A 13,622-nucleotide genomic window follows, 5' to 3' on the forward strand; every position below is an offset into this window, starting at 1 on the left:
GCTTACGCCTTGGGATGCAGCTCGACCGCAAGCCAGACCGCATCGGTCTGCGCATAATAGCGGTGCCAGGGATAGGTCCACTGGTTCACCCCGGTGACGCGGCAGAAGGGATCATGCGATGCGCCGATCGGCATCACGACATCCTCGTAAAGCGTCGTCGCATCGCGCTCGGTGAATTTCTGCATCCGTCCGGTGCCGTGGATCTGGGTATGGACCTCGAGGAAGGGATGCTCGTTGTGGATGAAGCAATCGGTATCGCCGGGCGACCACCACAGATTCAGCTTGAGCTCGAATTCCTGCTCGGCCTCGGGGATCTTGCGCTCATTCGTGAAGACGAAAGGATCGGTCGTGACCGTGCCGATGCTGTCTTGCGCCGAGATGAACAGCGGCGTGTCGCGCGGAAAGCTCTTGATGCGATTGCCGAGCCAATCCCAGCCCCGGAACATGCAGCCGCCGAGATTGGTGGGCTGCGTCACCTTGATCAGCGCCGCGCGCTGGCCTTCACGGATCACGCCGCCCTTGAGCCAGGTCGATTTCCATGCCGGAATGATCGCAGGATGATCGGCGCCGGTCAGCAGCGGCTCGGGGCTAAGATTGACGACCACCGCATCCTCGACCGAGAGGTCGCGGGGGTTTTCGACAAGCTGGGCAGTGATGAACTCATCGGCAAAGGCAAGATCGCGGATCTGGTTATACATGGCAGGCGGCCCGAGGCTGTTGGATTTCGCCCAAAGACACCATGGAACGCCTGCGCAAACCATTGCGCGATATGTGCAAAACTGACGCAGACTGACGCGGTTTTTGCCCCGCTGTGCAGGGCTCAGGCCGGTTTGATCATATCCGGGCTTTCGCCAAGATATTCGCGCGCCTCTCGGGGGATCGAGGGATCGTTCATGTCGAGCGTCGTCGTCGCCTGCAACTCGGCCCGGCTCAGAAGCCCCGGGCGGCGGTAATGCAGCACCGCCCGCGTCGAGAAGGGTTGGCGGAACATGGTCGCGGCAACCCCGCTGACGATGCCGAACATAAAGCGCTTCGAATTGCGCTGGACGCTGGAATAGATGCCGAAGGTGAATTCATTGCGCTGCACCGTCTCGAAGTCGATCGAGAAGACCCGATCATCAACCGGGAAGGTAAAGCCATGATATTTGAAGATATATTCGGTGCGCGACGGATCATCGTAGCTGGGAAAGCGCTCGATGTAATAATGGTTCAGGAAATCGCCGTTCTGGAAGATGCAAAAGGCCGAGCGAAGGATCTTGCGCGAATAGATCGAGGAATATTGGTAACGGTCATAGCAGCCGACATAATCCCCGATGTCGGTCTTGCCGGACACGGCGACCGTATCGAGAAAGCGCACGACCTGCGGCGCGCGGCGCAGATGGTCCAGCACATCGAAGAAATTGCCGTCGACCAAGGCGCGGAAATGATCGTGCTCGGCAAAAAGCACCTCGGGGCTCAGGCCAAAGTAATTGGCGATAATGCGGATATTGCCCGACGACGGCATATGCCGCCCCGAGAGATATTTGTTGAACTGCTGCCGGTTGATCCCGACCTTGCGGCAGATCTGCGAGATCGAGCCCCGCCTTTCGCACAAAAGGCGCAGGTTGGCCGCAAAAGCGGCGGTGCGGTCCGAGGGGTCGGTTGGCTGAGTCATTCCCAAAATACCTTCGCAGTAAGTGCGTCAGTGTGCGTCACGAATAGCATGGATGCGAAATTGCGACAATGCCGTCAAGTGAGCAGCATCCTGAGGACAGAACGCACCTCTCAAGCGGTGCCGAAACCAAGCGGGGAAATCATGAAACTTACGGGTGGACAAGTCGTAGCGAAGGCGCTCAAGGATTATGGCGTCGAATATGTCGCAGGCGTGCCGGGCCACGGGATCTGGGCGCTGTTCGACGCCTTTCTGCAAGACGGTTCGGAAATTCCCTTCATTCAGGTGATGCACGAGCAAAGCGCCGTTCATATGGCGGATGGCTATTTCCGCGCCAGCGGCAAGCCAATGGCCTGCTCGACCTCGGTCGGCCCGGGTGCCGCGAATACGATCATCGGTCTCGCCACCGCTTACTGCGATTCGACCGCTGTCTTCTACGTTTCGGGCTCGCCCCAGACCTATATGCAGGGCCACGGCACCATGCAGGAGCTCGAGCGTCAGCAGGACAATGCCTTCCCCCGCATCACCGAGCAGGTGACCAAACGCGCCTGGCAGGCCAGCTCGACTGCGGTTTTGCCGACGATCATGCACCGCGCCTTCAACGAGATGCTGACCGGCCGTCCGGGCCCGGTTCATGTCGAGGTGCCGATGGATGTGCAGGTTGACGCGGCCGAAGTCACCATCCATCCGCTGGAAAAGCGCCTGCCCGTCGGCGTGGCCTATCCCGATCCGAAGGCAATCCGCGCTGCGGCAGCCCTGCTCAAAGGCGCGAAACGCCCGGTCATCGTCGCCGGTGGTGGCGCGATCACCGCGAATGCCTCGAAAGAGCTGACCGCTTTGGCCGAGCGTCTGGGCGCGGCGGTCTCGATCACCTGGAACGGCAAGGGCGCGATTGCCGAGGACAATCCGCTGTTCATCGGCGCAGTCGGCCAGACCGGCACGACCTGCGGCAACCAGATCACCGCCTCGGCCGATGTCGTGATCTCGGTCGGTTGCCGCTTCACCGATTGGTCGGCCTCGTCCTATGCCAAAGGTGTGTCCTTCAGCTTCCCGCCCGCAAAACTCATCCATATCGACCTTGACCCGCGCGAGATCGGCAAGACCTATCCGACCGAGGTCGGCATCGTTTCGGATGCAAAGATCGCGCTGGAAGAGCTGCTCGCCGCGATTTCCGAGGCCGAGGGCGAGACCCTGCGCGCAGGCAATGCCGCCTTCCACGCCGATGTCGAAAAAGCGAAAGCCGAATGGCGCGCTTTGGTCGAGCCGCGCGAAACCAGCCGCGAGACCCCCTTCACCTCGCAGCGCCCGCTGGTCGCCTTGCGCAAGGTTCTGCCGCGCGACGGCATCGTCGTTGTCGGCTCGGGCAACACCCAAGGCGCGGTCAAGCAAAGCTTCCCGGTCTATGAGCCGCGCACGCATCTGACCTCGGGCTCTTACTCGCCGATGGGTTGGGCGGTTCCGGCAGCCATGGGCGCAAAGCTCGCCTGCCCCGAGAAGAAGGTCGTGGCGATCGTCGGCGACGGGGACTTCATGATGTCGCTGCCCGAAATGGGCACGGCGGTGATGAACGGGATCAATGTGGTCTTTCTGGTCCTGAACAACCAAGGCTATATGTCGATCCGCGGTGGGATGCGCAAATTCATGGGCCGCCACATCGCCTCGGAATTCAACAATCATGCAGGCAATGGCGAGCCCTATTCCGCCGATATTGCAGCCTCGGCCCGCGCCTTTGGCCTTGCCGCCTGGAAGGTCGAAAAGGACGAGGATCTCGAAGCCGCGCTTCAGGCCGCTTTGGACACCGATGGGCCGACGCTGGTCGAGGTCATCGTGTCGCGCGATGCGGCTGGCCCCTTTGCGACCGGCTGGTGGGATTTCCCCTCGCCCGCCTATTACGAAAAAGAACAGGCAGCCTATGCCGAGATGCGCGCGAAAGAGCAGATGCTCTGAGCCGCAAGGGGCGGCCTGGCCGCCCCTGACATCTCCCTTTCTCGATGCCCCAAAACAAATCGGGTGGCCCCTGCGGCGCACCCTTGTGAGGTGATTTGCCATGATCCGGCATGTGAAGACCCCGCGCCTTCAGCAAGGCGACCAAACCGATGCGACCGTCACCGACGCCGTCAAGAGCCTGCTCGCCCGAGTTGCCGAGGGCGGCGACAAAGCGGTGCGCGAACTCAGCATCCAGTTCGACGGGCTCGACCGCGAGAGCTACCGTCTGAGCGAGGCCGAAATCGCCGCCTGCATCAACGGTCTGAGCAAGCAAGAGCGCCACGACCTCGATTTCGCGCAAGAGCAGATCCGCAATTTCGCGCAAGCGCAGCGCGACACCATGCTTGACCTTGAAATCGAGACCCTGCCGGGCGTCATCCTTGGCCATAAGAATGTCCCGATCCAGAACGTCGGCTGCTATGTGCCGGGCGGGAAATATCCGCTGCTGGCCTCGGCTCATATGACGGTCTTGACCGCCAAGGTCGCGGGCTGCGAACGCGTCATCACCTGCGCGCCGCCCTTCAAGGGCAAGATCGCCGACAAGATCGTCGCGGCGCAGGCTTTGGCGGGCGCGGATGAGATCTATTGCCTTGGCGGCGTGCAGGCGATCGCGGCCATGGGCTATGGCACGGAAACGATTGCCCCGGTCGATATGCTGGCCGGTCCCGGCAATGCCTATGTCGCGGAAGCGAAACGGCTTCTCTTCGGCAAGATCGGCATCGACCTTTTCGCCGGTCCGACCGAGACGCTTGTCATCGCCGATGACAGCGTCGATGGCGAGATCTGCGCGACCGATCTGCTGGGTCAGGCCGAGCATGGCGTGAACTCGCCCGCCGTGATGATCACCAATTCGGAAAAGCTCGCGAAAGACACGCTCGCACAGATCGAGCGGCTGCTCGCGATCCTGCCCACCGCCGAAATCGCCCGCAAATCTTGGGAAGATTACGGCGAGATCATCCTGTGCGACACGCTCGAGGAAATGGTGGCCGAGGGCGACCGCGTCGCCTCGGAACATGTGCAGGTGATGACCGCCGATCCGGATTATTTCCTGACCAATCTGACGAATTACGGCGCGCTTTTCCTTGGTGCACGCACCAATGTCGCCTTTGGCGACAAGGTGATTGGCACCAACCACACCCTGCCGACGCTGAAAGCCGCGCGCTATACCGGCGGCCTCTGGGTCGGCAAGTTCTTGAAAACCTGCACCTATCAGAAGATTTTGACCGATGAGGCCTCGGCACTGATCGGCGGCTATGCCTCGCGGCTCTGCCATATGGAAGGCTTCGTCGGCCATGCCGAACAGGCCAATATCCGCGTCCGCCGCTACGGCCAGCGCAACATCGCCTATGGCGCCGCGGTCGATGCCGTCGATGCCTGACCCCCAAAGCCCGAGACGAGCGGAACGCCGCCGGGCCATCTCCCCCCAAACAGACAGGGAAAATCACATGAAAACGCATGTCTCCGCGCTGATCGTCAGCGCCCTCGCTTTGGCTGCGGCCTTGCCCGCGCAGGCCGAAACCAAGATCGAGGTTCTGCATCACTGGGTCTCGGAAAGCGAGGTTGCGGCCTTGAACACCGTGCGCGAGGCCTTGGCCGCCAAGGGCTATGGCTGGCAGGACAGCGCCGTCGGCGGCATGTCGGGTGGCAATATGCAGCAGGCGCTGCGCTCGCGGCTCGCCGCAGGCAATCCGCCCGGCGCGATGCAGTTTCTCGGCTGGGAAGGCATCGACTGGTCGGCCGAGGGCGTGATGCGCAACCTCGATGCGCTGGATAAGGCCAACAACTGGCAGGCAACCATTCCGCCGCAGGTCCTGCCCTTCGTCAAGAATGGCGATGATCTGATCGCGGTGCCGATCAACATGCACCGCCAGAACTGGGTCTGGGCCAATAAGGCCGCTTTCGACAAGGCCGGGATCGCGCCGCCGAAGACCTGGGCCGAGCTGATCGCGGATGGCGAAAAGCTGAAAGCCGCCGGGATCATCCCTCTGGCGACCGGCGACGAGCCTTGGCAGATTCAGGTGATTTTCGACGCCTTGGCCTCGGATGTCGGCGGGCCGGACTTCTACCGCAAAGCCGTCGTCGAGCTTGATCCCGAGGCGCTCTCTTCGGATAAGATGAAGCAGGTCTTCGACACGTTGCGTCAGGTGCGCGGGCTGGTCGATGACGGCTATAACGGCCGCGACTGGGCGGTGGCGACCGGCATGGTCATCGACGGTCAGGCCGCGATGCAGGTCATGGGCGATTGGGCCAAGGGCGAGTTTCTGGCCAAGGGTCTGAAGCCCGGCGTTGATTTCCTGTGCTTTGCCACGCCCTCCGAGACGCCCTCCTTCCAATTCGTGATCGACAGTTTCGGCATGTTCAAGGTCAAGGACCCCGAGATCGCGAAGGCGCAGGACGCTTTGGCCGAGGTCGTGATGGACCCCAAGGTTCAGCATGATTTCAACCTGATCAAGGGCTCGATCCCGGCGCGCACCGATCTGCCGGTCGACGATTTCGACGATTGCGCGAAACAGGGCTTCAAGGACCGCGCGGTTGCCATCGAGAACGGCGCCATGCTTGGCGGAAGCGCGCATGGCTTTGCCGCCCAGCCGCAATTCGCCGCCGTCTTTGCCGATGTCGCGAGCCAGTTCTTCGTCAGCAACATGTCCTCGGAGGACGCGGTCAAGATGCTGGTCGATGGCATCGACAACGCGCGCTGAGCCTCCTCTCACCTGCCGGGCATGGTCCCGGCAGGCCTTCCCCGCTTTCGAAGGTGTTTCGTCATGACCCGAAAGAAAACGCTCTCCGACCGGCTGGCCGATTGGCTGCCTCGGCTGGTTATGGCGCCAAGCCTCATCGCCATCCTTGTCGGGGTCTATCTTTTCATCGCTTGGACCGGCTGGATCTCGCTGTCCTCGTCGAAAATGGTCCCGCAATATGATTTCGTCGGGCTCGAGCAATATTACCGGCTTTGGGCCACCCCGCGCTGGCATACGGCCGTGGCCAACCTCTTTATCTTCTCGGCGCTTTTTCTGCTTGTCACCATCGCGGTCGGGCTGATCATGGCGATCCTGCTGGACCAGAACATCCGGGCCGAGGGGGCGCTGCGCGCGATCTATCTTTACCCGATGGCGCTCTCGTTCATCGTCACCGGCACCGCCTGGAAATGGATCTTGAACCCGAACCTCGGCATCCAGAAGGTCGTCAATGACCTCGGCTGGACGAGCTTCGTCTTCAACTGGATCACCCAGCCCGATTTCGCGATCTATACGATCGTGATCGCGGCGGTCTGGCAGAGCTCTGGTTTCGCCATGGCGATCTTTCTGGCCGGGCTGCGCGGCATCGACAATTCGGTGATCAAGGCCGCCCAGATCGAGGGCGCAGGCCTGCCGCGCATCTATCTCAGCATTATCGTGCCGATGCTGCGGCCTGCCTTCCTCTCGGTCATCGTTCTCTTGAGCTATATCTCGATCAAGAACTTCGACCTTGTTCTGGCCATGACCAATGGCGGTCCGGGCAGCGCGACCGAAGTGCCCTCGACCTTCATGTTCTCGTCGGTCTTCCGGCGCAACCAGATGGGTGTCGGCGCGGCCAGCGCGATGATGATGCTGATGACGGTCGCCGCGATCATCGTCCCCTATCTCTATTCCGAGCTGAAGGAGAGCCGCAATGGCCACTGAATATGGCTCTGCCGCACGGTCGCGCCGGATCGGTCGCTTCGTCATCTATGCCAGCCTGACCGGCCTTGCCGCCTTCTATCTGATGCCGCTTTGGGTGATGATCACCACCTCGCTGAAGCCGCTGGATGAAATCTATGGCGGCTCCTTCATCGGTATGCCCAAGGTCCTGACCTTCGAGGCCTGGACCAAGGCCTGGAGCCAGGCCTGCGTCGGTACCGCCTGCACCGGGTTGAAGCCCTATTTCATCAACTCGCTGATCATGGTCATTCCGGCGGTGCTGCTCTCGACCGCCATCGGCGCGCTGAATGGCTATGTACTGACGAAATGGCAATTCCGCGGCTCGAACCTCGTCTTCGGCCTGATCCTCTTTGGTTGCTTCCTGCCCTTCCAGGCGGTGATCCTGCCGATGGCGCAGGTGCTGGGCAAGCTCGGCCTTTCCGGCACGATCCCGGGGTTGGTGCTGGTCCATACCGTCTATGGCATCTGCTTCACGACGATGTTTTTCCGCAATTACTTCGTCACCATCCCGAGCGAGCTGACCAAGGCCGCCCAGATCGACGGCGCGGGCTTCTTCCGCATCTTCTTCTCGATCATGCTGCCCGCCGCTTTGCCGATCATGGTCGTGTCCTGCATCTGGCAATTCACCCAGATCTGGAACGACTTTCTCTTCGGGGTCTCGTTCACGGCAGGCAGCTCGTCGCCGGTGACGGTCGCGCTCAACAATGTGGTGAACGTCACCATGGGGCGCAAACAATATAACGTCGACATGGCCGCCGCCATGATCGCCGCCCTTCCCACCCTTGTCGTCTATGTCGTCGCGGGCCGGTATTTCGTCCGGGGTCTGACGGCTGGCGCAGTGAAAGGCTGACAGCTCATGGCTACTTTGGAAATCGACCGCGTCCGCAAGGCTTATGGCAGCATGGAGGTGCTCAAAGAGGTCAGCATCTCGATCGGCAGCGGGGACTTTCTCGTGCTGCTTGGCCCCTCGGGCTGCGGCAAGTCCACGCTTCTCAACATGATCGCGGGGCTCGAGGATATCTCGGGCGGAGAGATCCGCATCGACGGCGACACCGTCAATGATCTCTCGCCTAAGGATCGCGACATCGCGATGGTGTTCCAGTCCTATGCGCTTTACCCGACGATGACGGTGCGCCAGAACATCGAATTCGGCATGAAGATCCGCGGCGTGCCCCCGGCCGAGCGCAAGCGCGCCACCCAAGAAGCCGCCGAGCTCTTGCAGATGGCGCATCTTCTCGACCGCAAGCCCTCGCAGCTTTCGGGCGGGCAACGCCAGCGCGTGGCGATGGGGCGCGCTTTGGTGCGGCACCCGAAGCTCTTCCTCTTTGACGAGCCGCTTTCGAACCTCGACGCCAAGCTGCGCGTCGATATGCGCACGGAAATCAAGCGGCTGCATCAGCGCCTTGGCACGACGATCGTCTATGTCACCCATGACCAGATCGAGGCGATGACGCTCGCCACCCGGGTTGCGGTGATGAAGGACGGCATCGTCCAGCATCTCGACGAGCCGCAGGCGGTCTATGACCGCCCCGCCAATGTCTATGTCGCCCGCTTCGTCGGCTCGCCTGCGATGAACATCATCCCGGGTCGGCTGGAAGAGGGGCTCTCGGGTCCGGTTCTGGTGCTTGACCAGCCCGATGGCGGACGCTCGCGCATTGCGGGCGTCGCGATCAGCGAGGCGGCCCGCCAGACTTACGCCGGTCAGCCGGTCCTGGTCGGTATCCGTCCCGAGGGCTTTTCGGTCGAGGTCTCGAACCAGCCAAGCGTGCAGGCTGCGATCGAGGTGGTCGAGCCGACCGGCCCCGATACGCTGGCGAACTTCACCCTTGGCGGCGTCGAGGTCATCGCCCGCCTTGCCCCGCAGACCGTGCGCGCGGGGGAGGTCGTGCAATTGGGCGTTGAAACCGCGAAAGTGGTGCTCTTCGACCCGAAAACCGAACTCCGCATCGACTGAGGCCAATATGAACACCGACTGCGACGTCATCATCATCGGATCCGGGATCGGCGGAGCGACGCTTGCCGCAGCCCTTGCTCCCTCGGGCGCAAGCATCCTGATCCTTGAACGTGGCGCCTATTTGCCCGACAGCCCCGAGGCCCGCGACGATGTCGCGATCTTCGAGCGCGGCCACTATCGCTCCAGCGAGGAATGGCTGGGTGCGGATGGCAAGAGCTTCCTGCCGGGCAATTATTACTATGTCGGTGGCAATTCCAAATTCTTCGGCGCGGTGATGTATCGCTACCGCGCCGAGGACTTCCTGCCGCGGCAGCATCTGCGCGGCTCGTCTCCGGGCTGGGATCTCACCTATGCCGAGATGGAGCCCTGGTATGCCCGGGCAGAGGCGCTGTTTCGCGTGCGCGGAACGGCGTCCGAGGACCCGACCGAGCCTCCCCGGTCGGGTCCCTATCCTTTCCCGCCGGTCCCCGACGAGCCCGCCCTGCGTCAGGTCCGCGACAGGCTGCGCAAGGCCGGGGTCCATCCCTCGAGCCTGCCCTTGGCAATCGACATCGAGGCTTGGCTTCAACGCGGCCAGACTGGCTGGGACGGTTTTCCGAATACCGGCACCGGCAAGATCGACGCCGAGGTCGGTCCCTTGGCCGAGGCGCTCACATATCCCAATGTCCGCCTGATGACCGGCGCGCAGGTGATCCGTCTGGAAACCGATCCGGAGGGCCAGCGCGTCAGCGCCGCGATCATCCGCCAGAACGGGCGCGAGACGCGCCTCAGCGCGCGTCATTTCGCCGTGGCGGCGGGGGCGGTCCAATCGGCGGCTTTGCTGCTGCGTTCGGCCAATGCGGCCCATCCGAAGGGGCTCGCCAACCGCTCGGATCAGCTTGGCCGCAACTTCATGAATCACAACACCAGCGCAATGATTACGATCAACCCGCTGATCCGAAACGATTCCACCTATCAAAAGACGCTGTGCTTCAACGATTTCTACAATGATGACGCGACGGCCCGGGCACCTTTGGGCAATGTCCAGCTGCTGGGCCGCATCACCGGGAATATTCTGAAAGCGCAGGTCCCCGCCCTGCCCCGCGCGCTGGCTCGGGTGATTGCCAATCGCGCCTTTGGCTGGTTCCTGACCAGCGAGGACCTGCCCAACCCCGACAGCCGCGTGCTGGTGCGCGGTGACCAGATCGTGGTCGATTGGCAGCGCTCGAACATGGATGCACATCACGCTTTGATCGCGCGGACCAAGCAGGTCATGCGGCGCGCGGGCTTCCCGTTGGTTCTGGTGCGCACCTTCGGCAACAAGACGACCTCACATCAATGCGGCACCGCGCGGCTTGGCGCGTCGAGCAAGCATTCCGTGGTGACGCCCGATTGCCGCAGCCACGATCTGCCCAATCTCTGGATCACCGACGCCTCGGTTCTGCCAACCTCGGCGGCCGTGAACCCCGCCCTGACCATCGCGGCACTTGCCCTGAAGGCCGGAAAAGCCTTGAGCGAGGAGTTACAGCGCATGCCAGGACAGGCTGCGGCGGAAAGCGGCGCTTGATTTGCAAGGAGGATCTGCTGGGCGGCGAGGACTCGATCTTCCAATTAATCACATAAAATAAACATATTACGGGAAACTTTGTAGCGATCCAACGGTCCTAAAAGCGACCGATCTGCCACAGCCAAATTAGGCTTGCTGCAATTCAGGAATGGCGAGATCCCCCCTGTCCATTCTCGCAAAGCAATAGGTAAAGGTCCGGCACCGCGCTTCGAGAAGATGAAGCCGTGCCGCCTCGGCGGTTAACCCCCGCCGCAGCGCTCCAGCATGGTTCGGGTATTCCTTTCGCCGCTACGGATGACTCAGGTGGCAAGTTGTATGCCCACCCCTGAGGGTTTCGAGACGCACGATGAGAAAATACCGACTGGGGGCAAACCCAACGCAGCCTGCTGGCATTGTGACGAGCTGGCAGTAGCGACGCTGGCACATCCGGGATGTCCCTTCAGCGATGCATCAGGCATGTTCATGACGTCCCGGCGGCGATCTGCAATATTTGCGACAATGTGGCTGCGATCACTTCCTATGCCGCCCGTCCAAAAACCGTGTAAGGTGGATGTCCTGTGGCTGATTACCCAGTGCTGCCCGGCCGTGCAGAAACCCGTTGATCTGGACTGCGGTCACGAGAGGAACGACATGGACGTTCTGACTTGTCACGTGTCTTTCATGCAGTCGTGACCGAAGCCTTTCCGTTATTTGCGCTGACCGGCGCGGTTTGAACAATCGTCCGGCGCGCGGAGCTTTCACTTCGCGCGAGCCGGGTGGGGGAATTGCGGTGGTCTCGTGAAGGGTAACCCCCGTTGGGGTGGTCGCCGTCTGCGCTGTCCGATTGTCCGATTGTCCGAGATTAGCTGATTTCCGCAAGTTTCAGGCTGAAATCACACCAATTGTCGACATCCGCGTGCATGGAGGTAAGGGATCAGGTGTCGAGCATCTGGCGCAAATTCTGACCAAGCTCTTCCATCCCCTGATCGCCCTCGTGATATTTCACGACCTTGCCGTCACGTCCAACAATGACCGAAGTCGGCCAATAGCGCACGTTATAGGCCTGCCAGGTCTGATAGCGATTGTCCTGCGCCACCGGATATTCGATCCCGTGCAGCCTCACCGCCTGTTCTAACGCGCTCAGGTCACGCTCGAACGGGAATTCGGGGGTGTGGACGCCGACAATGACCAGCCCTTTTCCGGCGAGCTCCTTATGCCAGCTTGTCAGTGATGGAAGGGTTGAGACGCAGTTCGAACAGCCGAAGGTCCAGAAATCGACCAGCACCACCTTGCCCTGGAGATTGGCCATGGTCAGCGTATCGCTGTTCAGCCAATTCTCGAGCCCTGCGAATTCCGGGGCAGCTGCGTCCGGCCCCGCTGCTGAGGCCGGACGCAGAAGGGCGGGCATCGCGAGGCCCGCGACGGCACCTGCCAGAAAATGTCTACGTGATAGAAAAGTCATGGTCGCAAACTCCTTCGATCAAAGGCCAACGCGGCCCTTGGGATAAAATGCCGAGATCTTCGAGATGATTAGGGAGTCATAGCCAAGTGCGATCATCACCGCCGTGCAGACGACCAGCACCCCGAACACGCGCTGCATCTTATGCGTATGCTTGGACAGCGCGCGAACTCGCGACGAGACGAACTGACCGCCATAGGCAATGACCAGCATCGGCACCCCTGCCCCGATCGAATAGGCCAGAAGCAGCACGATCTTGCTGCCCCAATCCGGGCTGGTCGCGACAAAGATCAGGATCGAGGCGAGAACCGGCCCTGCGCAGGGGGCCCAGACCAGACCAAGGCTCGCGCCCAGCAGGATCGCGCCAAGATTACCCTCGCGTCCGGTGCCACTTTGCTCGGGCAGAAGGCCGGTCAAGCGACCCAGAGCTGCCTCGAACGGGCGCGGCCAAAGCAGCGCCAGCCCAAGGATGCCAATCGCGATGGCCGCGATAAAGCGCAGATTATAGGCGGTCAGGCCCGCGAGGCTGGTGATCGCGCTGAAGATCAGGGACACCGCCGAAAAGGTCAGCACGAAACCCAAGACGATCAGCAGGGGCCGCACCAGCGACCTCTGACCGAAAGATGCGCCCAAGAGGATCGGCAGCATGGGGAGGATGCAGGGCGCTGCAATCGTCAGCAGACCTGCGAGGAAGGCAAAACCGATATCAACTGGCATGGTTCATCCTTTCCGGTCAGAGGCCAGTGCCGCTCACATCGGGGGCTTTACGCCATTGGATTCGACGATGACCCGATCCGTCTTGAGGCTGCCGTCATCGCCTTTCAGAGCGACGATGAAGACTTCCTTGCCTTTGGCCAGAAGCGAGGCATCACCCGGACCGAAGGCCACAACGGGCGCGGTCTCGGGCACCTCCATCTTCACAGTCTTGTCCCCGAATTTCATGGTGATCTGGTTCTCACTGGCACCTTCGGCGACACCGCTGATGGTGGCATTGGTCATCACGCTGTCAGGCGCGGCATCCCAGGGGTGCTGGCCTTGGTTCGCACCCGCCGCAGCCGCCGGCAGGATCGAGACTTGCAGCGCGGTCAGGCCGCCCGCATCATTGGGAACAGCCGTGGTCGAAACGGCATCGCCGACTGCGATATCGGTGACTTTGCGTGGAATGATGCTGACAATCTGCAGATTGTCGGGGGTTTTGATATTCAGCGCCTCACCATTGCGCGAAAGCACGGTAAGCTCACCCGGCGCGAAGCTTTGCACTTCGCCGCGGACCGGCATGGGGCGCGGTTCGGCGAAAGCAGGAACGACAAGGGCAACAGAAAGAAGGGCGGAGGTCAAAAAGGTCTTCATTGATAATTCCTATCCTGAAG

At 61.6% G+C, this 13,622-nt stretch carries 12 protein-coding genes; 7 read left to right on the forward strand and 5 right to left on the reverse strand.

Going from position 1 to position 13,622, the window contains the following annotated elements; translation table 11 throughout:
* Positions 1 to 2 precede the first annotated feature (2 nt).
* Both JCM7686_RS09200 and JCM7686_RS09205 read right to left on the reverse strand, forming a co-directional pair.
* Positions 3 to 698 (reverse strand): hypothetical protein, encoded by a 696-nt coding sequence (locus JCM7686_RS09200; RefSeq protein WP_041527247.1) that lies wholly within the window; start codon positions 696 to 698, stop codon positions 3 to 5.
* A gap of 122 nt (positions 699 to 820) precedes the next feature.
* Complete coding sequence (locus JCM7686_RS09205) at positions 821 to 1,654, reverse strand: helix-turn-helix domain-containing protein (RefSeq protein WP_020950587.1); 834 nt, start codon at positions 1,652 to 1,654, stop codon at positions 821 to 823.
* 141 nt (positions 1,655 to 1,795) lie between these two features.
* Between JCM7686_RS09205 and JCM7686_RS09210 the strand changes: the two genes are divergently transcribed.
* From JCM7686_RS09210 to JCM7686_RS09240, 7 genes are all read left to right on the forward strand, one after another.
* Positions 1,796 to 3,598 carry a thiamine pyrophosphate-binding protein gene (locus JCM7686_RS09210; protein WP_020950588.1) on the forward strand — a complete coding sequence of 601 codons (1,803 nt, stop codon included), beginning with the start codon at positions 1,796 to 1,798 and terminating at the stop codon, positions 3,596 to 3,598.
* Positions 3,599 to 3,698: 100 nt separating this feature from the next.
* On the forward strand, positions 3,699 to 5,015 hold the full coding sequence (gene hisD / locus JCM7686_RS09215) for a histidinol dehydrogenase (protein WP_020950589.1): 1,317 nt from the start codon (positions 3,699 to 3,701) through the stop codon (positions 5,013 to 5,015).
* A gap of 67 nt (positions 5,016 to 5,082) precedes the next feature.
* The gene (locus JCM7686_RS09220; RefSeq protein WP_020950590.1) at positions 5,083 to 6,336 is read left to right on the forward strand and encodes an ABC transporter substrate-binding protein; all 1,254 of its coding nucleotides are present in this window, start codon (positions 5,083 to 5,085) and stop codon (positions 6,334 to 6,336) included.
* Between the two features lie 63 nt (positions 6,337 to 6,399).
* The gene (locus JCM7686_RS09225) at positions 6,400 to 7,296 is read left to right on the forward strand and encodes a carbohydrate ABC transporter permease (protein ID WP_020950591.1); all 897 of its coding nucleotides are present in this window, start codon (positions 6,400 to 6,402) and stop codon (positions 7,294 to 7,296) included.
* Complete coding sequence (locus tag JCM7686_RS09230; RefSeq protein ID WP_020950592.1) at positions 7,286 to 8,164, forward strand: carbohydrate ABC transporter permease; 879 nt, start codon at positions 7,286 to 7,288, stop codon at positions 8,162 to 8,164. Before JCM7686_RS09225 ends, JCM7686_RS09230 begins: the two co-directional genes overlap by 11 nt.
* A gap of 6 nt (positions 8,165 to 8,170) precedes the next feature.
* Positions 8,171 to 9,268 carry an ABC transporter ATP-binding protein gene (locus JCM7686_RS09235; RefSeq protein WP_020950593.1) on the forward strand — a complete coding sequence of 366 codons (1,098 nt, stop codon included), beginning with the start codon at positions 8,171 to 8,173 and terminating at the stop codon, positions 9,266 to 9,268.
* Between the two features lie 7 nt (positions 9,269 to 9,275).
* On the forward strand, positions 9,276 to 10,814 hold the full coding sequence (locus JCM7686_RS09240) for an FAD-dependent oxidoreductase (protein WP_020950594.1): 1,539 nt from the start codon (positions 9,276 to 9,278) through the stop codon (positions 10,812 to 10,814).
* 913 nt (positions 10,815 to 11,727) lie between these two features.
* On the opposite strand, the gene JCM7686_RS09245 is transcribed toward JCM7686_RS09240, so the two are convergent.
* Genes JCM7686_RS09245 through JCM7686_RS09255 form a run of 3 tightly spaced genes read right to left on the reverse strand, consistent with a single transcriptional unit; the run spans position 11,728 to position 13,602 of the window.
* Positions 11,728 to 12,255 carry a thioredoxin-like domain-containing protein gene (locus JCM7686_RS09245; protein ID WP_020950595.1) on the reverse strand — a complete coding sequence of 176 codons (528 nt, stop codon included), beginning with the start codon at positions 12,253 to 12,255 and terminating at the stop codon, positions 11,728 to 11,730.
* A gap of 18 nt (positions 12,256 to 12,273) precedes the next feature.
* Positions 12,274 to 12,969: a cytochrome c biogenesis CcdA family protein gene (locus tag JCM7686_RS09250; protein ID WP_020950596.1), complete on the reverse strand. Its 696-nt coding sequence runs from the start codon at positions 12,967 to 12,969 to the stop codon at positions 12,274 to 12,276.
* 33 nt (positions 12,970 to 13,002) lie between these two features.
* Complete coding sequence (locus JCM7686_RS09255) at positions 13,003 to 13,602, reverse strand: hypothetical protein (protein WP_020950597.1); 600 nt, start codon at positions 13,600 to 13,602, stop codon at positions 13,003 to 13,005.
* Positions 13,603 to 13,622: the final 20 nt, after the last annotated feature.

This window comes from Paracoccus aminophilus JCM 7686, from assembly GCF_000444995.1.
Lineage (GTDB): Bacteria > Pseudomonadota > Alphaproteobacteria > Rhodobacterales > Rhodobacteraceae > Paracoccus > Paracoccus aminophilus.